This is a genomic window from Luteococcus sp. Sow4_B9, from assembly GCF_052116585.1.
GTDB lineage: Bacteria > Actinomycetota > Actinomycetes > Propionibacteriales > Propionibacteriaceae > Luteococcus.
The window spans coordinates 42,263-62,202 of the sequence record NZ_JBQKKT010000017.1 but is presented as its reverse complement, the minus strand read 5'-3'; the positions used below and the strand labels follow the sequence as shown (position 1 = coordinate 62,202).

Genomic DNA, 19,940 nt, shown 5'->3' with positions numbered 1-19,940 from the left:
GTCCAGCGGCAAATCCTGCTCGGCATCGTCTCGGGTGCGCGGGGCGCGACCCTGCCGCTCGGGCATGCCGTTGTCCGGAACCTCCTGGTTGGTCATCGGCACATTCTTGGGCCGCGGTCCGTGGTAGTCGGGCCCATAGGCACCGGGAGCGGGCCGCCGCTTGCGCATGGGCGCCTCGACGCCGGGCGCTAGGCGACGGCTGTGCACCAGGAAGCCGGTGTGTCCGGTGCTGCCATGGCCGGGACGGATGGCCAGGCCCTCGGCATGCCAGTCCCGGGTGGTGGTCTCGGTGGCCTGCGGTTCCGTCCAACCGCCGTGGGTGCGCAAGGTGTCCGCCACACGGCCCAGCTGGGTTGCCGTGGCGACGTAGCAGGTGAGCACGCCGCCGGGCACGATGACCGCGGAGACCGCGTCGATGCACTCCCACGGTGCCAGCATGTCCAGCACCGCACGGTCGACGGGTTCGTCACGGATGGATTCCACCAGGTCACCCACCGTCAGGTTCCAGCCCGGATGCGGCTGCCCCAGGAAGGTCTCCACATTGGTGCGCGCCACCTGGGCGAACTCCTCACGCCGCTCGTAGGAGTTCAGGGTGCCGTGGGGGCCGATCGCCCGCAGCATCGCGATGCTCAAGGCGCCGGAACCCACCCCGGCCTCCAGCACGCGGGCACCGGGGAAGATGTCTCCCCACATCAGGATTTGCGCGGCATCCTTGGGATAGATGACGGCCGCCTCGCGGGGCATGGCCACCATGTAGTCATTCATCAGCGGCCGCAGCACGGTGAATGTGGTGTTCCCGGCTGTGACCGTGATGCCCTCGGGCTGGCCGATCATCTCCTCGTGCCGGATCCCGCCCTTGGTGGAATGGAAGCTCTTGCCCGGAGTCAGCAGGACGGAGTGCCGACGACCCTTCGGATCGGTCAGGGTCACCCGCTCGCCGGCCTGCAGGGGCCCGCGGTGCACTCCCGAGAGGTTCTCGCTGACGGGTGGCGGCGGCGCCACCAGCTTGGCGGGCTGCCCGATGCAGCGGCGGTAGAGCTGGAAGAGCTGGGCGGTGGTCACGTCCTGCAGACTGTCGATCACCACCCGGCGCCGGGCGCCCGGGACCGCAGCCATCGCGGGCACGACGACGACCACGGCGCCGGCCGCATTTGCCGACTCCGCCCCGGTGGCGGAGTCCTCGATCACGAGGCACTTGGTGACGTCGACGTCCAGCAGCTCCGCCGCCCGGCGGTAGGGCTCCGGATCGGGCTTGTTGGCGCTGACCTCGTCGCCTCCCACCACCACCTCGAAGCCCAGCGGCGGCAGGGTGGCCAGGACCGCGTCCAGGATGTGCCGCGGGGTGGAACTGACCAGCGCCATCCGCACCCCCTGCTGGTGCATCTCGTCGACGAGTTCACGAGCCCCCGGCAGGAAGAGCTTGGCGCCCTGCGTCGTCATGGCCTCCACGGCCTTGGCCTGCAGCACGGCCACCACCTGCTCGGTGGTCACCCGGCCGCCCAGACGCTCCGCGAAGGTGGCCGAGAGGGCCCACACCGACTGGCCCACCATGGCCGCCGAGTCCTCTGGGCTCCACTCGCCGCCGAAGTGCGCCATGGTGGCCACCTCACACTCGGTCCAGATGGGCTCGGTGTCCACGATCGTGCTGTCGAAGTCCCAGAGGACGGCTGCGGGCCGCGCGGCGGTGTAGGAAGTCTTGTTCATGATGCGGGCCATTCTTCCAGAGCGCCACGACAATTCCCGCCGGGCAGCCCTTCCGTCGCCGGGTGGACCATCCGACGGGTCGATGACCTACCAAAGACTCGGGACCGCGACACGCGCAACTGCAAGGATGGATGCACCACACTTCCCCAGGATCACCACAGAAGGGACCCGTCCATGAGCCACGAGAACCCGGAGCAGCCCGGCGGCCAGAATCCGTCGGAGCCGTTGGACTTCCCCGCTCCCCAGCCCCAGCACGAGTCTCAGCCCCAGCACGGTGGCGCCACGGCGCAGGGTCCCGCGCCGCGGCCGCTGCCGCCCAGCTATGTGGTTCCGCAGAAGCCGGACGGCTGGTTCCGCAAGGGGCTCGGCCTGGGCGCCGGAGGTGCGCTCGGCGCTGGCGGTGTGCTGCTGGGCCTGTCGATCGTCGGCAGCATGATCACCGGCGCCATCCTGGCGGCGGCCACCTCGGGTCTCTCGGAGCTGAGCACCCCCAGCGCCCAGACCACCAGCTATGAGACGGTCTGGGGCAAGGCCGACGCCAGCAAGACGCTGCGCGCGATCGACGTGCGCGGCGCCATCATGGCCGGAGGCGACCAGGGCATGGGGCTGACCGCCGCCACCTATGGCTACGAGGTGGCCGACACCATCGACAAGATCGGCAAGGATGACACGGACGGCCTGGTGCTGCGGATGGACACCCCAGGCGGCACCATCAACGGCTCTCGGGCGATCGGTGAGGCGGTCGAGCGTTACCAGGAGCGCACCGGCAAGAAGGTGCTGGCCGTCGTGGAGGGCATGAGCGCCTCCGGTGGCATGTTCGCCATGGCGCCGGCCGACAAGATCGTCGCAGACCACGGCACCCTGATCGGCTCCATTGGCGTCATCTCCGGCCCCTTCGAGCAGTACAAGGACGTCAAGGCCATCGACGGCGGCCTGCTCGGCGGCGGGGTCACCACCGAGGGTGGCATCACGGCGGAGTACATCACGCAGGGCAAGGGCAAGGACTTCGGCAACCCCTACCGCGCCATGACCCCGGAGGAGCGCAAGGTCTGGACCGACGGGCTGGCCAAGGAGTACGCCGGTTTCGTGGGCTGGGTGAGCAAGTACCGCAACATCCCCGAGGCGACGATTCGCAATGACCTGGGTGCCCACATCTTCGATCCGCAGACCGCCAAGGAGAAGAAGCTGGTCGACGACGTGATGAACCGGGACCAGGCCTACCGTGAGGCGGCCACGATGAACGGCCTTGACCCGGAGGACACCAAGCTGGAGGCCGCGACACCCCCCGGCTTCCTGGACACCCTGCTGGGTGCCGAGGCCCGGATCTACGGTCAGGCCCCGGCGGCGACGGCCGAGAAGGGGCAGCCGGTGCGAGTCACCAGCGTCATCTGCACGGGCTCCCCGCAGGTGCTGGCGTGGAACGGCCCGACGACACAGTTCTGCGGCCGCTGACCGTCAGCGGCGCAGCTTGCGCACCAGGCCCTTGACGCCGAGCCGCGGCTGGTAGGTGCCACCCAGGGTGGCGCTGGCCAGCACGTGGCCGGCGATGGCGTCGGTCAACGCGTCGACGCTGAAGCCCGGGCGCAGTTGGGGGAACTCGTCGAGCGCGGCGAGGGTGAAGCCGTAGTGGTGCAGCCCCGACGGCGGGCAGGGCCCCTCATAGCCCTGGGCGCGGGTGCCCTTGCCCTCCACGGATCCCGGGGGCAGGGCGCCCTCCGGGGTCTGGTCCACGACGCCGGGCAGCACCACCAGCCAGTGCTGGTAGCCGGGGGCGTCCTCGTCGGTGAGCGTCAGGGCGAAGGCCTTGGTGCCCGCCGGCTCCCCACTCCAGTAGAGCGCCGGCGAGACGTCGCGGCCATGCCCCGGACCCAGGTGCAGCTTCGGGATCGGTTCGCCATCGCGGAAGGCCGGGCTGGTCAGCGTGAACATGCCGCCAGCCTATGGCTCCTCGACGGGCTCGGGGAACGTGGAAACCATCACTTCGCGTTGAAGTACTTGGCCTCCGGATGGTGCACCACGATCGCATCCGTCGACTGCTCGGGGTGCAGCTGCAGCTCCTCGCTCAGCTCCACGCCGATGCGCCAGGGCTCCAACAGCTCCACCAGCTTTGCGCGGTCCTCCAGGTCCGGGCAGGCCGGGTAGCCGAAGGAATAGCGCGAACCCCGGTAGTCCTGCTTCTGGATGGCCTTGTCGATGTCGGAGTTCGTCGCGGCATAGCCGAGCTCCTCACGGGTTCGGGCGTGCCACATCTCTGCCAGGGCCTCGGTCAGCTGGACGCTGAGGCCGTGCAGTTCCAGGTAGTCGCGGTAGGAATTGGCCTCGAAGAGCTTGGCTGTCTCGCGTGCCACGGCCGATCCCATCGTCACCAGCTGCATGGGCAACACGTCGGGGCCGTGCGCGTCGAACTCCTCCTTGTCACGGAAGAAGTCCGCCAGACACAAGCGACGGTCGCGACGCTGGCGCGGGAAGGTGAAGCGCGTCACCTCACGGGCATGGTCCTGCGGATCCACCACGACGAGGGTCTCGTCCACCGAATAGCACGGGAAGTAGCCGTGCACCACGGCGAACTCGGCAAGGGCGTCGGTCTTGACCCGGTCCAGCCACATCCGGAGTCGAGGACGGGCCTCGGTCTCCACCAGTTCCTCGTAGGAGGCACCGCCTTCGCCACGGCCCGGCTTGAGCCCCCACTGCCCCAGGAAGGTGGCCCGCTCGTCGAGCCACTCGGTGACCTCCGCCAGCTGGATGCCCTTGACCACCCGCGTGCCCCAGAACGGCGGGATGGGCACATCCACCCCACCCTCGGGCGTCGGACGGGCCACGTCACTGCGCACGCCCAGCTCGGGCTCCGCGATCTCCACGCTGGGACCCTTGGGGATGCGTCGGGGCTTGATGGCCGGCAAGGCTGCCCCCGGCTCGCCGCGCTTGACCGCCATAACGGCATCCATCAGGGCCAGCCCCTCGAAGGCGTCCTTGGCATAGCGCACCTCACCGGAGAAGTTCTCGTTCAGGTCGTGCTCCACGAAGGCTCGGGTCAGGGCCGCACCTCCCAGCAGCACCGGATACTTGGTGCCCAAGCCCTGGGCATCCAGTTCCGCCAGATTGTCCTTCATCACCATCGTCGACTTAACCAGCAGACCGCTCATGCCGATGGCATCGGCATGGTTGGCCTCCGCCGCCTCGACGATCGCACTGATCGGCTGCTTGATGCCCAGGTTCACCACCTGGTAGCCGTTGTTGCTGACGATGATGTCCACCAGGTTCTTGCCGATGTCGTGCACGTCGCCCTTCACGGTGGCCAGCACGATGGTGCCCTTGCCCGCCGTGTCGTCGGTGACCTCCATGTGCGGTTCCAGGTAGGCCACAGCCGCCTTCATGGTCTCGGCCGACTGCAGCACGAAGGGCAGCTGCATCTGGCCGGAGCCGAACAGGTCACCGACCACCTTCATGCCCGCCAGCAGGTCATCGTTGATGATGTCCAGCGCCGGCTTGGTCTGCATCGCCTCGTCCAGGTCCGCCTCCAGACCCTTGGCCTCGCCGTCGATGATGCGGCGCTGCAGGCGCTCCGCGAGCGGCAGGGCCGCCAGTTCTGCGGCGCGACTGGCCCGCATGTCTGCCGCCTTGACGCCCTCGAAGAGCTGCAGGAACCTCTGCAGCGGGTCGTAGGCCGCCTCCGTCTCGGTGGCCGGCCGACGACGGTCGTACACCAGGTCCAGCGCCACCTGCCGCTGCTCGTCGGGGATGCGGTCCATCGGGACGATCTTGGCCGAGTGCACGATGGCGGAATCGAGCCCGGCCTGGACGCACTCGTGCAGGAAGACCGAGTTGAGCACGATCCGGGCCGCCGGGTTGAGTCCGAAGGAGATGTTGCTGACACCGAGCGTCGTGCGAACCCCCGGGTAGCGCCGCTTCAGCTCGCGGATCGCCTCGATGGTCTCGATGCCATCGCGCCGGGTCTCCTCCTGACCGGTGGCGATCGGGAAGGTCAGGCAGTCGACGAGGATGTCGCCCACCTCCATGCCCCAGTTCTGGGTGAGGTCCTCGATCAGACGGCTCGCGACGCGCACCTTCCACTCGGCCGTGCGCGCCTGCCCCTCCTCGTCGATGGTCAGCGCCACCACGGCGGCGCCGTGCTCCCGCACCAATGGCATCACGCGGGCATAGCGGCTGGTGGGCCCGTCGCCGTCCTCGAAGTTCACCGAGTTGATGACACAGCGCCCCGCGAGCGTCTCCAGACCGGCCTCGATCACCTCCGGCTCGGTGGAGTCGAGCATGATCGGCAGGGTGACCGCGGTGGTGAATCGGCTGGCCAGCTCACGCATGTCCGCCGCGCCGTCGCGCCCCACGTAGTCAGTGCAGAGGTCCAGCAGGTGCGCACCGTCGCGGATCTGCGCCTTCGCGATCTCGACGCACTCGTCGATCTTGCCGGCCAGCATCGCCTCGCGGAAGGCCTTGGACCCATTCGCATTCGTGCGCTCACCGATGCTCAGGTAGCTGGCGTCCTGGGCAAAGGGCACCTCGCTGTAGAGCGAGCTGGTGGCATTCACGTGCTCCGGTGACCGTGGCGCCACCTCCCGCCCCCCGACCGTCTCGTTCAGCAGTCGGATGTGCTCGGGCGTGGTGCCGCAACAGCCGCCCACCACGCTGAGGCCGTAGTCCTGCGTGAAGCGGTCCAGTGCGGTGGCCAGGCCTTCCGCGTCCAGCGGGTAGCTGGCACCGTCGGGGCCCAGCACCGGCAGACCGGCATTGGGCATGCACCCCACCCCCACCGAGCAGAACTTGGCCAGATGGCGCAGGTGCTCGCTCATCTCCGCCGGACCCGTGGCACAGTTCAACCCGATCACGTCGACGCCCAACGGCTCGATGGCGGTCAGCGCCGCGCCGATCTCACTGCCCAGCAGCATGGTGCCGGTGGTCTCGACGGTGATGTTGACCAGGATCGGCAGGTCAACCCCGGCCGCGGCGCGGGCTCGCTTGGTGGCGATGATGGCCGCCTTGGCCTGCAGCAGGTCCTGACAGGTCTCGATCTGGACGGCGTCGATACCGCCGGCGATCATCGCCTCCACCTGACGCTGGTAGGCGTCGCGGATGGCGGCGAAGGTGATGTGGCCCAGGGTGGGCAGCTTGGTGCCGGGACCCATCGAGCCCAGCACGAAACGCGGCTTGTCCACGGTGCTGAACTCGTCGGCCACCCGACGAGCGATCCGAGCACTGGCCTCGGCCAGTTCCTCGATGCGATCGGCGATGCCGTACTCCCCCAGCGCGGCCAGATTGGTACCGAAGGTGTTGGTCTCCACCAGGTCCGCCCCCGCGGCCAGGTAGGAACGGTGGATCTCCTCGATCACGTCGGGCCGGGTCACCGAGAGCACCTCATTGCAGCCCTCGAGGTTCTCGAAGTCGTCGAGCGAGAGGTCAACTGCCTGCAGCATCGTGCCCATCGCTCCGTCGGCCACGAGAACTCGGCGGGTCAACAGGTCACGAAGAGAAGAAGTCATGGTCTCCACCCTACGGGGCTGTGAGCAAGCTCACGCTCCCCAGACGGTGGGTGGACTCGTCTGAACGGCTGGACCCTCTGAAGCATTCGAGCATCGCACGCCAGACTGCGATGGACGAGCCGCCATCGATGGAACGCGCAATCCGGACCGTGGATGCGGGACGGACTAGTCTGGTGCGCATGGCTGAATCCCTCTCGCACCTGCGCCACCCCGTGGTCGTGATGGCCTTCGAGGGCTGGAACGATGCCTCCGACGCCGCGACGAATGTGGTGGACCATCTGGGTCTCACCTACGAGGCCGACGTGATCTTCGAGATCGACGGCGAGGACTACTACGACTTCCAGATGAACCGTCCGCGCGTGAGTGGCACGGGTGAGGAGCGACGGGAGATCGAGTGGCCCTGCGTGCAGATCGCCGTCGCCGAGCTCCCGGAACGCGACGTGGTGCTGGTCAGCGGCCCCGAGCCCAATCTGCGGTGGCGCTCGTTCAGCGCCGCCCTGGTCTCCGCCCTGCGCAGTGTGCGCCCAGAACTCGTCGTGGTGCTCGGCGCCATGCTCACCGATTCACCCCACTCGCGTCCCCTGCCCGTGAGCGGAACGTCCAATGACCCGGAGCTCGCCGCCAAGCTTGGCCTGGAGCCCTCCAACTACGAAGGCCCCACCGGCATCGTCGGAGTGGTGGCCGAGGCGGCGCTTGCCGCCGGCATGCCAGTGGTCTCCCTGTGGGCCCAGGTGCCCCACTATGTATCGGACCCGCCCAATCCCAAGGCCACCCTGGCGCTGCTGGTGCGGATCGAGGACCTGCTGGAAGCTCCGCTGGAGCTGGGCGACCTGCCGGAACTGGCGCAGGCCTGGGAGCGCGGCGTCAACGAGCTGGCCAGCGAGGATCCGGACATCGCCGAATACATCTCCCGTCTGGAGGCAGCCCAGGACGAGGAGGACCTGCCGGCCGCCACGGGAGATTCCATCGCCGCGGAATTCCAGCGCTACCTGCGCCGCCGGGACCAGGGCAACTGAGCCGGGGCGGCGTTCAGTCCGTCTGCTTGCCCGCGGCCTCGTCGGCCGACTGAACGGCCCGCACGAAGCACCACGCGACCAGCCCGAACAGGGGCAGGGCGACGATGTTGACCCCCACCGGGGTGGCACCGGAGACCACCATGGCCAGCAGCACGAGACCACCCACCATCATCACGGCTGATGCGCGCCCCAACCAGCGGGAGGCCGCCTCCTGACCCGCGTGCCACGCCTCCTGCGAACGCTGGGTACGGGGCGTGCGGATGCCCAGCAACGAATTCGGACTTACTCGACGGCTGCTCCCCTGCCAGGACATCACCCACAGCAGGGTGCCCAGGACGAGCATCACGCTCGCCAGCATCACACCACTTCCCATACCGAGCAGACCTTCCGTGCCGGTCAGTGCTGGCAGGCCGCGACGGCCCGGGTGCGCAGATCATTGACCATCACGTCCGGATCATCGGCACGGTAGACGGCCGATCCGGCGACGAAGGTGTCCGCACCCGCCTCGGCGCACCGCTCGATGGTCTCCAGCGACACTCCGCCGTCCACCTGCACCCAGATGTCCTGCCCGGTCCGCTTCACCAGTTCACGGGTTCGACGGATCTTGGGCAGCACCAGGTCCAGGAACTTCTGGCCACCGAAGCCCGGCTCCACCGTCATCAGCAGCACCATGTCCAGTTCCGTGAGCATGTCCGCATAGGGCTCGATCGGGGTGGCCGGCTTGAGCGCCATCGACGCCCGCGCTCCGAGTGCCCGGATCTCGCGTGCCAGACGGATCGGGGCATTCGACGCCTCGACGTGGAAGGTGACGCTCTCGGCGCCTGCTTCGGCATAGGCCGGTGCCCAGCGGTCCGCATCGGCAATCATCAGGTGGATGTCCAGGAACTGGTCGGTCTGCTTGCGGATGCTCTCCACCACCGGGAGCCCCAGGGTGAGGTTGGGGACGAAGTGGTTGTCCATCACGTCCAGGTGAACGGCATCCGCGCTGGGGATGCGGGCGATCTCGCCGCCCAGGTTCGACAGGTCGGCGTTCAGGATGGAGGGTGTGATGCGCATGGCCATGGCATCCAGCCTATCGATCCGCTCCGGTGACCCATGACCGGGCTAGCTGGGCGACGCGTCGTCGCCCCAGCTCCACGCGACCTCGTACATCCCGGGTCCCGGATCCCTCAGGACGGCCTGCACACAGTGGGCTCCGCGGCGCAGCAGTCCCGCACGCTCCACCGGCTCCGCGTCGCCGGGCGTCTGGACGGTGGCGACGAAGTCGCGCGGCATCGTGCCTTCGAAGTCCACCTGGACCACCAGGTTCCTGATCTGCTGTTTGAGGGCATAGCCGGTTCCGGTGCTGCGCTGCCACCCATCGGATTCCACCGTCACCGTGTAGTTCACCGCGATGGTGCGCCAGTCGGCGGAGGTGGCCAGGGCATGCTCCTGGACGGCCTGCTCCAACAACTGGTGCCGGCTGATGACGCCCGCCAGGGAGTGGACCCCCTTCCCGCTGGGCAGGGCCGCGACGAGCCACCCCGGCTCCGTGCCCAGGATGATCTCCAGCGCACGCACCACTTCCAGCGAGCTCGCCCGGATCGGCCGTGACCGCCCCGTGCACCAGTAGCTCAGCGTCGCCTCGGAGACCGAGAGCCCCATCTCCTCCACACGACGGCGAATCCGCGACAGCGACAGTCCCCGCTGCTGCACGGATGCCGCCAGCCGCGCGGCGAAATCGGCCTCGCCCGGCTGGTCGGCGCCCTGCGCCTGCGTTCTCCCCTGCCCCATGGTTCAGTCCTGGCGTCGCCTCATCAGGACCAGGAACATCGCGTCGGTCCCGTGCCGGTGCGGCCAGAGTTGGACGAAGCGCTCGTCGGTCAAGGCACGGCAGTCGGGCACCTCCGTCAGGAAGGACGGCGCGTCCAGGATCTCGACGCGCTCGTCGGCCACCTGCTGCACGATGGCCGCGGTCTCCGCCCGGTGCGGCGAACAGGTCACATAGGCGAGAACGCCGCCCGGGGCCGTCGACGTGATGGCCGAGTCCAGCAGAGCGGCCTGCAACTCGTGCAGCTCGTGCACGTCCTCGGGGGTCCGGCGCCAGCGGGACTCCGGACGGCGACGCAGTGATCCCAAGCCGGAGCACGGCACATCGGCCATCACCCGGGTGAAGCTGCCGGGTTCCCACGACGGGCGGGTGCCGTCACCGGTCTGCACCTGCCAGGTGTTGACGGGGTAGCCCATCAAGGCCTTGCGGACCAGTTCGGCCCGGTGCTGGTGCGCCTCATTGGCCAGCAGCGTGGATCCCTGCTGTCCCGCCAGCCCTGCCAGCAGCGCCGCCTTGCCGCCGGGCCCGGCGCACAGGTCCAGCCAGCGGCCGGCCGGCGCGTCCACCCGCGTCAGGGCCAGCGCCACCAGCTGGGAACCCTCGTCCTGCACTCCGGCGCGACGCTGGCGCACCGCCGCCAGCTGGGCGGGATTGCCCTCCCGCACCACGCCGTGGGGCGAGTACTCGGTGGGGCGTCCACCGTCCGTGAGCAGTTCGTCGCGTTCGGCCAGCCCGGGCCGCACGACCAGGGTGGGCACGGGGGGCTCATTGTCCGCCAGGAGTGCGGCCTCCAGTTCATCGTCGGGCAGCACCGCCGCCCAGGCGTCCACGATCCACCGGGGATGCCCGGTGCGCAGCGCCAGGGCCCCGCGCTCCCCCATCCCGGCGGTCAGCTCGTCGAGCCACTCGTCGAGGGACTTCTGGGCCACCTTGCGGATGATCGCGTTGACCACGCCGGTGGTGCGCTCACCCAGCGCGATCCCGGCCAGGTCCACCGACGTGGAGACGGCCGCGTGCGTGGGGGTGCGCATGCCCAGCAGCTGGTGGGTCCCCAGGCGCAACACGTCGACGATGGCGGGTTGCAGGGTGCCGAGCGCGCGCCCGCCCGCGGCCTCGATGATCCGGTCATAAGTGCCCTCCCAACGGCAGGTGCCGTTGACGAGCTCCGTGCACAGCGCGGCCTCCTGCGCGTTGAGGTCGTGCTCGCGCTGCTGTTCGGCCAGGGCCAGATTGGCATAGGCGTCGCTGGCGTGCACGTCGCGCAGGGTGTCGAAGGCTGCCATCCGCGCCAGGTCGATGAACCGCTCCGGGGGACGGCGGACGTCACGTGGGCTCATGCTCGTGCCTCCTCGTGCTGCCCGGTGGACTGTCCCGCAGGATCGTCGAAGGCGGTGGGCAGCTCGTGCATGCCCCGCGCCCAGTCGGCCCCGGCCATCTGCTTCTTGCCGAAGGCCTGCACCTGCAGCAGTTCGACCACGCCGTCGCCCGTCCCGGCGACGAGCTGTCGCTTGGTGGCCGCCAGCTGGCCGGGGCGCAGCGGCTGCTCCCAGCCCACCGGCCGGGCCAGCAAGACCTTGAACCGCTGGCCCTCCAGGACTGTCCACGCCCCCGGGTTCGGATTGGCTCCGCGCACCAGGGCCGAGATCTCGTCGGCCGGTCTGCTCCAGTCGATCCGGGTCTCCTCCACGGTGATCTTGGGAGCGAGGCTGACACCCGTCGGTGCCTGTGCGGTGGGGCGCATGCCGCGGCCGATGTCCGTCAGGGTCTGCACCAGCAGATCGGCGCCGCGCCGGGCCAGCCTGTCCAGGAGATCGGCCGAGGTGTCCAGAGCGCCGATGGGCTCCTGGATGGTGCCGTAGACCGGGCCGGCGTCCAGCTCCGGGACCAGCTCAAAGGTGGTGGCTCCGGTGACCTGCTCCCCCGCCATGATGCTGCGCTGCACGGGGGCTGCACCGCGCCAGGCCGGCAGCAGCGAGAAGTGCAGGTTCACCCAACCATGGGTGGGAATCGCCAGCACGTGCTGCGGCACCAGGGCTCCATAGGCCACGACGGGGCACACCTCGGGCTGGCGCTCGGTCAACCAGGCCACGAACTCCTCATCGCGCGGATGATGTGGCTTGACCACCTCCAGGCCCAGCTCCTGCGCCTTGGCGGCCACGGGCGAGGCCGTCAGACGCTTGCCCCGGCCGGCGGGTGCGTCCGGTCTGGTCACCACCCCGACCACGTCGTGGCCAGCGGCGACGATCGCCTCCAGGCTGGGGACGGCGGGTTCCGGTGTGCCGGCAAAGACAACTCTCACGGCGCAAACCTATCCTGTCTGGCCTAGTGCCCCATCCCATCCGAGCGAATCCCGGCTCACGCCAGCGCCGCGGGATCCACCCGCACCCGCACAGCGCCCTCCGCCTTCTTGGCGGATCGCACCGCACTCGCTGCCTTCACCGCGGCGGTGAGCTCCCGGCCGTGGGAACCGGGCGTGCGCAGCGTCAGCCGGTGGATCTCCTCGTCCGGGTCAAGACCGCCTCCCGGACCGGAACCCCCTGCGGGCACCGGCCCCAGGACGTCCACGACCTCGGGCAGTTCACTGGCCTGGACCATCTCGTCGAGGGCGCGTGTGTTCCCCTCCAGGGTGATGAACTTCGCGGCCGGTGGGAAGCGGGCCTCGAAGCGATCCGCCAGCTCCCGTTCGGCGAAGCCACCCGGATCCGTGCGGACCAGGGCCTGGATCGTGCGGTCATCGCTGGGGCCCACCACCGCCACGCTGCCGCCGTCAGCCCCGGGCCGCACCAGCCCCAGGACATTCATCCAGCGACGCAGCGCCTCCTCGGCCACCCGCAGGTCAGGCCGGGAGAGCTGCATCACGGTGTCCAGGAGTACGGCCGCTGCATAGCCGCCCTCGGCCACCGGTTCCGCTCCCGGTGTGGCAATCACCAGCGCTGGTTCGCCCCCCACCTGGCTGCGCACGCACTCCCCCGACGAGTCGATCACCAGCGTCCCGGGAAAGGCGCGGCCGAGCTCCTCACCGGTCCGCACCGAACCGACGACCGGCGCCCGCAGCCGCCGGTCCCCGCAGGTGCCGCACTGCCATCCGACCACCAGACGCCCACACCACCGGCAGGACAACTGCTGTTCGCCGTCGCGGCGCCGCGACTGCACCGGACCGTGACAGGCAGCGCAGCGCACCGGGGTCCGGCAGGTCTGGCAGGCCAGTGCCACCAGGTAGCCGGCGCGCGGCACCTGCACCAGCACCGGACCCTGCGGCAGGGATCGCCGGATGGTCTCGAAGACCAGGTTCGGCAGGCGGACCGAGGCGGCCAGGGGATCTCGTTCCAGCGCCAGATCCGAGTCTGCGGCCACCCGCACGGCCGGTGAGAGGCGACGGATCTCGGCCGACGGCATCTCGATCGGCAGCAGCCAGCTGCGTTCGATCCAGTGCTGCACCTCACAGCTGCGTCCGCGGGCAGCATAGAGCAGGGCCGCCTTCTGCTGGGTGGCCCGCAGGGCTGCCACGTCCCGGGCGTGGAAGTAGGGAGCCCGCGGCTCGGCCCACAGGTCATCGCCGTCGTCCCACAGCGCCACCAGCCCCAGGTCACGCACCGGTGCGAAGGCCGCCGCCCTGGTGCCGATCACCACCCGGGCCTGCCCGCGGGAGGCGGCCAGGAAGTTGCGATAGCGAGCCGCTGGCCCCAGGTCATTGTGGAGGACGGCCACGCAACCGGCCCCCAGCGTCTCGCCCAGTCGTTCGCGGAGTCTCTCCAGGTCCTTGACGTCTGGCACCAACAGCAGCACGCCCCGCTGTGACCGCAGCGTGGCGGCGCAGGCCTGGACCAACCCCTGCCACGGATCCTGCGCAGCGCTGGCCACCACCTGCCAGAAGGCCCGGGGCGACTCGCCGGCTGCCAGGTGCTCCAGGAACTGGGCCCCGTGGGGATAGTCCGAAAGGGGTCCCGCCACGAATTCCGGGATGGACGGTTCGGGCCAGGGCTTGGGCTGCGCCTTCTCCGTGGCGGCATGCCGCGGTGGGATGGCCAGCCGCATCACGTCGCTGAAGGTGCCCGCACAGTGATCGGCCACCGCACGGATCAACGTCACCTGCTGTTCTCCCAGCACCGGTTCGCTGCTGATGACCTTCTCCAGCCGGGACAGCTTCACCCCGGCGTCGCTGACGGCCAACCGTTCGACGACGAAACCGTCGCGCAGGCGGCCCGCAAAGCGCACCCGCACCCGGGCCCCAGGACAGGCTGCTTCATCCAGGGCCTCGGGAACCTCGTAGTCGAAGAAGCGATCGAGGTGCGGCAGGGGCACGTCGATCGCGCAGCGGGCCACGGGCAGTTCGATCACCCTGACGATGGTAGGCGGTGCCTCCGACACTGCTGCCCCGGGCAGGGCTGGCGGCTCGCTAGTGTGTCGCCGTGACCTGTCGTGATGACGCCCCTCCCGCCCACCAGGGCCAGGCCGAAAGCCCCCGCGATGACGTCGCGACGCGTCGCCTGCTGACCTATGTGGGCGCGGGGCTGGTGGCCGGTGGGGCCACCGTGACCGACGCCGAGACCGAGGTGCGTCGGCTGGGTGCCCATCTGGGACACCAGCACATCCAGGTCTCCGCCACACCCACCGCAGTCACCCTGGCACTGGCCTCAGGGGAACCCGCCACGATCGAACGGGTCGAGGGCGGCATGCGCCTGGACCAGTCACTGCGGGTGGGCGAGGTGCGGCGGGACCTGCTGGCCGGCCGGCTGGACGTGGACCAGGGCGTGGCCGCCATGGCCGCCGCCCGCAGGATCCCCCACGCCTACGGCGCCTGGGGCTTCTACCTGGGACTGGTGATGGTCTCCATGGGCATCTGCCTCATCATGCAGCCCTCCGCGATCAACGTGCTGCTGGCCGGATTCTGCTCCCTGCTGGTGAGCTTCCTGATGCGCGCCTCCACCCGCCACGCATTGCTCGCGGCCCTGCTGCCCAGCGTGGCGGCGCTGGTGGTCTCGCTGGTGGTGATGGGGGCCGACCAGCTGGGCCTGGTGGAGGGCCCCCTGCGGACGCTGATCTGCCCGATCGCCGTGCTGCTGCCCGGCGCCCTGCTGAGCACCGGGATCGCCGAACTGGCCACGGGCGCCATCGTCTCCGGCACCGCACGCTTTTTCAACGGGCTGGTGCAGTTGCTCCTCTTCGCGCTGGGGGTGGTGGCCGCCAGCCTCCTGCTGGGGCTGCCCACCTCCGAGCTGACCAACACCCGCCTGCATGACCTGGGCATCTGGTCCTTCCCGGCAGGACTGGCCCTGATCGCGCTCGGCATCACCCTGTCCGAGTCCGTGCCCTGGCGGCTCTTCGGCTGGACGACGCTGGTGCTGGTGTGCACCTTCATCACCCAGATGACCGGCCAGACCTATGGCGGTTCGATGCCGGTGGGTGCCTTCTGCGGGGCCGTGGTGGCCAGCTTCCTCTCCACCGCCATCGAGTCCACCAGGGCCAATGTGCCCAGGCTGGTGACCTTCCTGCCCAGCTTCTGGCTGCTGGTGCCCGGGACGCTAGGTCTGATGGGCGTGACCACCGTCGGTCTGGGCACCGGACAGGCCGATGCCGTCTACGGCGTGATCACCTTCGTCACCGCCATCGCCCTGGGCCTGCTCGTCGGGTCAGCACTGGCACTGCCCCTCAAACGAATCGCGCGACGGATGCACCACCTGACCCGGCTGCGTCGCTCCACGACCACCTGATCCCCGGACCCGCCACCAACACGAACTGTGCCCAACACGAACTGTGGCCAACACGAACCGAGGGTGCCGACGCTCCCCGTGGAGCACCGACACCCTCGGTGAGGTTCTACCGCACGATCAGCGGATGGCGGCCTTCAGCGCATCCACCCGGTCAAGCTTCTCCCAGTTCATGCCGGGCAGCTGACGGCCGAAGTGCCCGTAGGCGGTGAAGGTGGAGTACTTCACGTTGAGCAGGTCCAGGTCTCGCACGATCGCGGCCGGGCGCAGGTCGAAGACCTCAAGCACGGCATCGCGGATCTGGTCCTCCCCCACGGCCCCCGTGCCAAAGGTGTCGACGTAGAAGCCCACCGGTGCGGCCTTGCCGATCGCATAGGCCACCTGCACCTCACACTTCTCGGCCAGCTCGGCGGCCACCACATTCTTGGCCACCCAGCGCAGCGCGTAGGCCGCGGAACGGTCCACCTTCGACGGATCCTTCCCGCTGAAGGCACCGCCACCGTGACGGGCCATGCCGCCATAGGTGTCGACGATGATCTTGCGGCCGGTCACTCCGGCATCACCCATCGGACCACCGATGACGAACTTGCCGGTGGGGTTCACGAAGGTTTTCAGATTGTCGGTGCGCAGGTCATAGCTCGCCAACACCGGATCGATGACGTGCTTGGCCAGGTCCGGGGTGATCGTCTGCTCGATGCTGATGCCCTCGGCGTGCTGGGTGCTCACGACGATCGTGTCGACGCCCACCGGGCGACCCTTGTCGTCGTACTCGATGGTGACCTGGGTCTTGCCGTCGGGGCGCAGGTAGTCGAGGATGCCGTCCTTGCGCACCTTCGTGAGTCGCTCGGAGAGCCGGTGGGCCAGGTCGATCGGCAGGGGCATGAAGGAGGACGTCTCGCTGCACGCATATCCGAACATCAGGCCCTGGTCACCGGCGCCCTGCAGGTCCAGCGCGTCACCGGAGCCTTCGCGGTTCTCGAAGGCCTTGTCGACGCCCTGGGCAATGTCGGGCGACTGGGAGCCGATCGCGACGCTGACGCCGCAGGAACGACCGTCGAAACCCTTGTCCGACGAGTCATAGCCAATGTCCAGCACGGTCTGGCGTGCCAGCCCGGAGATGTCTGCATAGGCCTCGGTGGTGACCTCACCGGCCACGACGACCAGACCAGTGGTCACGAGCGTCTCGACGGCCACGCGCGAGCCGCGGTCCTGTTCCAGCATCGCGTCGAGGACGGCATCGCTGATGGCGTCGGCCACCTTGTCGGGATGGCCCTCGGTGACGGATTCCGAGGTGAAGAGCCTGCTCATGGGGATACTCCATTCTGTCCGGGCGACAAGCCCGGCCCTGTGACGTGTTCAATCGTCGGGCCACATGCCCGACCACGGCCCCTGGACGTGCGGGGCACCACCCACTCTAGACGCCCTGGGACAAGCGTCCGCTGAGCGCGTCGACGATGGCGACGGCGGCCTCGGACTTGGTGCCCGCCACCTCGGCGACGGGTCCGTCTGGGCTGATCACGGTGATCTGGGTGGTGGAGTGGCCAAAGACCTTGCCACCTGAGACGTCGTTGAGCACCAGCAGGTCGCAGCCCTTGCGCGCGAGTTTGGCGGCGCCGATGCGCAACAACTCGTCGTGGTCGGGAGCCGTCTCGGCCGCAAAACCGACGATGACCTGACCCGTGCGTTCGCCATCCTGTGCGCGCGCTGCGGTGAGCGACTTCAGCACGTCGGTGGTCTGCACCAGGTGCAACGTCAGACCGCCGTGGCCGTCCTTCTTGATCTTCGAGTCGGCCTGCTGTTCGGGGGTGAAGTCCGCCGGAGCTGCGGCCATCACGATGGCATCGGCGGCCGGTGCCAGCTCCCCCATCACCCGGGCCAGGTCGGCCGTGGAGACAACGGGGCGCACTTCGACGCCGCTGGGCGGGGTGGCCTGCATGTTGGCGGCCACCAGTGTCACCCGAGCACCGCGCAGCGCCGCCTCGCGGGCGATGGCCACCCCCATCAGACCGGATGAGGAGTTGCCCAGGTAGCGCACCGGGTCGAGTGCCTCATGGGTGCCGCCCGCGGAGACGACGACGTGACGACCAGCCAGGTCCTGGCCTGCCGCAGCTGCCGAGGCCTCGGCCCCGCCGGCCATGATCCGCAGGGCGATCTCGGTGATCTCGTCGGGTTCGGGCAGCCGTCCGGGGCCGGAATCCGCACCGGTCAGCCGGCCGGACGCCGGGTCCTTGACGACCACTCCCCGACGACGCAGCGTCGCGACATTCTCCACGGTGGCGGCGTGTTGCCACATCTCGGTGTGCATCGCCGGGAACATCACCACCGGACAGTGGGCGGTGAGCAGGACATTGGTGAGGAGGTCGTCGGCGCGGCCGGTGGCGGCGCGTGAGAGGAGGTCCGCAGTGGCGGGCACCACCATCACCAGATCGGCCGTCTGTCCCAGCCGGACGTGGGGCACCTCGGTGACGTCACTCCAGACGTCGGTGTTGATCTTCTTGCCGCTGAGGGCGGCCCAGGTGGTCTCCCCCACGAACTTGAGGGCATTGGCGGTGGGCACCACCGTCACATCGCAGCCGGCATCCCGCAGGCGCCGCACCACCTCACACGCCTTGTACGCAGCAATGCCACCGGCAACGCCGAGGACTACTCGGCGGCCGGTGGCATCGGGCTGGACCACGACGGGCTGGGTCAGGCCGGGTCGATGTCGCCGAAGGGATCGGCGATCATGGCGAAGTCGGGATCGACGGCAGCCTCGGCGCGGGCAGCTGCCTCGGCCTCAGGATCGATCTCGGTGCACTCCAGGACGTCGGCCTGGATCTCACGCATGGCGATCGACAGCGGCTTCTCCTGCACGCCGGTCTCCACCAGGGGGCCGACATTCTCCAGCAGGCCCTCGCCCAGCTGCGAGTAGTAGGCGTTGATCTGGCGGGCGCGCTTGGCGGCGAACAGCACCAGGCGGTACTTGGAGTCGACCTTGTCGAGCAGCTCGTCGATCGGAGGGTTGGTGACGCCCTCGGGGATGTTTGTGGTCAAGATGAACCTTCGTTCTCGTCCGGAAGTCCGACGGCGATGACACCATCGGTTCTGTGGCCAGAGGTCACAAGCCCATCAAGCCTACCAAATCATGCACGGTTTCATCGATCTGCGTGTTGGTGACGACGTGGTCGAACTCCTCCATCCTCGCCAACTCCTCCCGGGCGGTCACCAGACGACGCTCCTGCTGCTCCGCAGTCTCGGTTCCACGGCCCACCAGTCGGCGCACCAGTTCATCCCAGCTGGGAGGCTGCAGGAAGATGTGCTGCGCCTGCGGGTAGGTCTCGCGCACCTGACGCGCACCCTGCAGGTCAATCTCCAGGATGACGGCCTGGCCCCGGGCCACGGCCTCATCCACCGGAGCGCGCAGCGTGCCGTACCGGTGCCGGCCATGCACCACGGCCCACTCAAGCAGGCCATCGCCCGCCACCAGATCGTCGAACTGCTCGTCGGTGAGGAAGTGGTAGTGCACCCCGTCCACCTCACCCACCCGAGGCGGCCGCGTGGTTGCGGAGGTGGAGACGTAGACCTGCGGGTACAGCTCGTGCAGCCGCGCCACCACCGTCCCCTTGCCCACGGCGGTGGGTCCACTGATCACGCTCACCCGCGGCGTGGCCGTTCCAGGTTCTTGCTCGGTCACGCTGCTGACTACTCCTAGCTCCTGATGACCCTTGCGGGGTCTACTGCTCGAACTCCGCCTTCAGACCGGCCACCTGGTGTCGTCCCAGGCCCCGGACCCGACGGTTGGAAGCGATCTCAAGCCGCTCCATGATCTCGGCCGCTCGCTTGTCGCCCACTCGCGGCATCGCCTTGAGCAGGTCCACCACCTTCACATGGGCCAGGACGTCGTCCTTGGCTGCGATGTCGAGTGCCTGCCCCAAGGTGAGGGTGCCTGCACGCACCTTCTCCTTCAGCTCGGCCCTGGCCCGGCGGGCCTGGGTGGCGGCCTCACGCGCCGCCTGCAGCTGTTCCGGTGACAGTGTTGGAATCGCCACGACAGGTCTCCATTCCTAGTTTCCGAACATACCCCGATGCTCGGTCCGTCAATACCACGCTACCGTCGAAAACTGCTTGCCGCAGCCGAATCTACCCTGCCCAGATGCCATTTCGGCACCCGGGGTTGCTGTGATGAAGGCAATATCGTGTCGGGCACCGCTGGCACACCCGAGATGCTTGC

The 19,940-nt window shown here is 69.0% G+C and carries 16 protein-coding genes and 1 pseudogene; 3 read left to right on the top strand and 14 right to left on the bottom strand.

The window, feature by feature from the left end; translation table 11 throughout:
* Positions 1-84: 84 nt before the first annotated feature.
* A pseudogene (locus tag ACTQ49_RS10965) lies at positions 85-1,704 on the bottom strand (HAD-IA family hydrolase); the annotation flags it as partial.
* Between the two features lie 174 nt (positions 1,705-1,878).
* On the opposite strand from ACTQ49_RS10965, the gene ACTQ49_RS10960 reads away from it, so the two are divergent.
* The gene (locus ACTQ49_RS10960) at positions 1,879-3,156 is read left to right on the top strand and encodes a S49 family peptidase (RefSeq protein WP_441827879.1); all 1,278 of its coding nucleotides are present in this window, start codon (positions 1,879-1,881) and stop codon (positions 3,154-3,156) included.
* Between the two features lie 3 nt (positions 3,157-3,159).
* Here the strand turns inward: ACTQ49_RS10960 and ACTQ49_RS10955 are convergent, their stop codons facing one another.
* Both ACTQ49_RS10955 and metH read right to left on the bottom strand, forming a co-directional pair.
* Positions 3,160-3,633 (bottom strand): YbhB/YbcL family Raf kinase inhibitor-like protein, encoded by a 474-nt coding sequence (locus ACTQ49_RS10955; RefSeq protein ID WP_441827878.1) that lies wholly within the window; start codon positions 3,631-3,633, stop codon positions 3,160-3,162.
* Positions 3,634-3,680: 47 nt separating this feature from the next.
* Positions 3,681-7,196, bottom strand: coding sequence for a methionine synthase (gene metH, locus ACTQ49_RS10950; protein ID WP_441827877.1), 3,516 nt, complete (start codon positions 7,194-7,196; stop codon positions 3,681-3,683).
* Positions 7,197-7,375: 179 nt separating this feature from the next.
* Here metH and ACTQ49_RS10945 point away from each other — a divergent pair, with 179 nt between their 5' ends.
* Entirely contained in the window at positions 7,376-8,212 is an 837-nt protein-coding gene (locus tag ACTQ49_RS10945) for a PAC2 family protein (RefSeq protein ID WP_441827876.1), read from the top strand.
* A 13-nt stretch (positions 8,213-8,225) separates the two neighbouring features.
* Here ACTQ49_RS10945 and ACTQ49_RS10940 read toward each other — a convergent pair whose 3' ends face one another.
* Genes ACTQ49_RS10940 through ACTQ49_RS10915 form a run of 6 tightly spaced genes read right to left on the bottom strand, consistent with a single transcriptional unit; the run spans position 8,226 to position 14,360 of the window.
* Entirely contained in the window at positions 8,226-8,570 is a 345-nt protein-coding gene (locus tag ACTQ49_RS10940; protein WP_441827875.1) for an SdpI family protein, read from the bottom strand.
* A gap of 38 nt (positions 8,571-8,608) precedes the next feature.
* Positions 8,609-9,274, bottom strand: a complete 666-nt coding sequence (gene rpe / locus ACTQ49_RS10935; RefSeq protein ID WP_441827874.1) for a ribulose-phosphate 3-epimerase — start codon at positions 9,272-9,274, stop codon at positions 8,609-8,611.
* A gap of 42 nt (positions 9,275-9,316) precedes the next feature.
* A complete protein-coding gene (locus ACTQ49_RS10930; RefSeq protein WP_441827873.1) occupies positions 9,317-9,985 on the bottom strand; it encodes a helix-turn-helix domain-containing protein in 669 nt (222 codons plus the stop codon).
* Positions 9,986-9,988: 3 nt separating this feature from the next.
* Positions 9,989-11,359, bottom strand: coding sequence for an RsmB/NOP family class I SAM-dependent RNA methyltransferase (locus ACTQ49_RS10925; protein WP_441827872.1), 1,371 nt, complete (start codon positions 11,357-11,359; stop codon positions 9,989-9,991).
* Complete coding sequence (gene fmt / locus ACTQ49_RS10920) at positions 11,356-12,321, bottom strand: methionyl-tRNA formyltransferase (RefSeq protein ID WP_441827871.1); 966 nt, start codon at positions 12,319-12,321, stop codon at positions 11,356-11,358. Before fmt ends, ACTQ49_RS10925 begins: the two co-directional genes overlap by 4 nt.
* A gap of 56 nt (positions 12,322-12,377) precedes the next feature.
* Positions 12,378-14,360, bottom strand: a complete 1,983-nt coding sequence (locus ACTQ49_RS10915) for a primosomal protein N' (RefSeq protein ID WP_441827870.1) — start codon at positions 14,358-14,360, stop codon at positions 12,378-12,380.
* Positions 14,361-14,431: 71 nt separating this feature from the next.
* On the opposite strand from ACTQ49_RS10915, the gene ACTQ49_RS10910 reads away from it, so the two are divergent.
* The gene (locus tag ACTQ49_RS10910; RefSeq protein ID WP_441827869.1) at positions 14,432-15,733 is read left to right on the top strand and encodes a threonine/serine ThrE exporter family protein; all 1,302 of its coding nucleotides are present in this window, start codon (positions 14,432-14,434) and stop codon (positions 15,731-15,733) included.
* 117 nt (positions 15,734-15,850) lie between these two features.
* Here ACTQ49_RS10910 and metK read toward each other — a convergent pair whose 3' ends face one another.
* The 5 genes from metK to mihF form a co-directional block, all read right to left on the bottom strand.
* Positions 15,851-17,038: a methionine adenosyltransferase gene (metK, locus tag ACTQ49_RS10905; protein ID WP_441827868.1), complete on the bottom strand. Its 1,188-nt coding sequence runs from the start codon at positions 17,036-17,038 to the stop codon at positions 15,851-15,853.
* Positions 17,039-17,144: 106 nt separating this feature from the next.
* Positions 17,145-18,407 carry a bifunctional phosphopantothenoylcysteine decarboxylase/phosphopantothenate--cysteine ligase CoaBC gene (coaBC, locus tag ACTQ49_RS10900; protein WP_441827867.1) on the bottom strand — a complete coding sequence of 421 codons (1,263 nt, stop codon included), beginning with the start codon at positions 18,405-18,407 and terminating at the stop codon, positions 17,145-17,147.
* A gap of 11 nt (positions 18,408-18,418) precedes the next feature.
* The gene (rpoZ, locus tag ACTQ49_RS10895; protein ID WP_441827866.1) at positions 18,419-18,763 is read right to left on the bottom strand and encodes a DNA-directed RNA polymerase subunit omega; all 345 of its coding nucleotides are present in this window, start codon (positions 18,761-18,763) and stop codon (positions 18,419-18,421) included.
* A gap of 64 nt (positions 18,764-18,827) precedes the next feature.
* Entirely contained in the window at positions 18,828-19,403 is a 576-nt protein-coding gene (gene gmk, locus ACTQ49_RS10890) for a guanylate kinase (protein WP_441827865.1), read from the bottom strand.
* 40 nt (positions 19,404-19,443) lie between these two features.
* Positions 19,444-19,758: an integration host factor, actinobacterial type gene (mihF, locus tag ACTQ49_RS10885; RefSeq protein ID WP_441827864.1), complete on the bottom strand. Its 315-nt coding sequence runs from the start codon at positions 19,756-19,758 to the stop codon at positions 19,444-19,446.
* Between the last annotated feature and the right edge of the window lie 182 nt (positions 19,759-19,940).

Excerpts from the sequence above, each read along its gene's own strand:
- metH (WP_441827877.1), bottom strand. The coding sequence starts at position 7,196 with ATGACTTCTTCTCTTCGTGACCTGTTGACCCGCCGAGTTCTCGTGGCC.
- ACTQ49_RS10945 (WP_441827876.1), top strand. The coding sequence starts at position 7,376 with ATGGCTGAATCCCTCTCGCACCTGCGCCACCCCGTGGTCGTGATGGCC.
- ACTQ49_RS10960 (WP_441827879.1), top strand. The coding sequence starts at position 1,879 with ATGAGCCACGAGAACCCGGAGCAGCCCGGCGGCCAGAATCCGTCGGAG.
- ACTQ49_RS10925 (WP_441827872.1), bottom strand. The coding sequence starts at position 11,359 with ATGAGCCCACGTGACGTCCGCCGTCCCCCGGAGCGGTTCATCGACCTG.
- metK (WP_441827868.1), bottom strand. The coding sequence starts at position 17,038 with ATGAGCAGGCTCTTCACCTCGGAATCCGTCACCGAGGGCCATCCCGAC.
- ACTQ49_RS10940 (WP_441827875.1), bottom strand. The coding sequence starts at position 8,570 with ATGCTGGCGAGCGTGATGCTCGTCCTGGGCACCCTGCTGTGGGTGATG.
- rpe (WP_441827874.1), bottom strand. The coding sequence starts at position 9,274 with ATGGCCATGCGCATCACACCCTCCATCCTGAACGCCGACCTGTCGAAC.
- ACTQ49_RS10955 (WP_441827878.1), bottom strand. The coding sequence starts at position 3,633 with ATGTTCACGCTGACCAGCCCGGCCTTCCGCGATGGCGAACCGATCCCG.
- ACTQ49_RS10930 (WP_441827873.1), bottom strand. The coding sequence starts at position 9,985 with ATGGGGCAGGGGAGAACGCAGGCGCAGGGCGCCGACCAGCCGGGCGAG.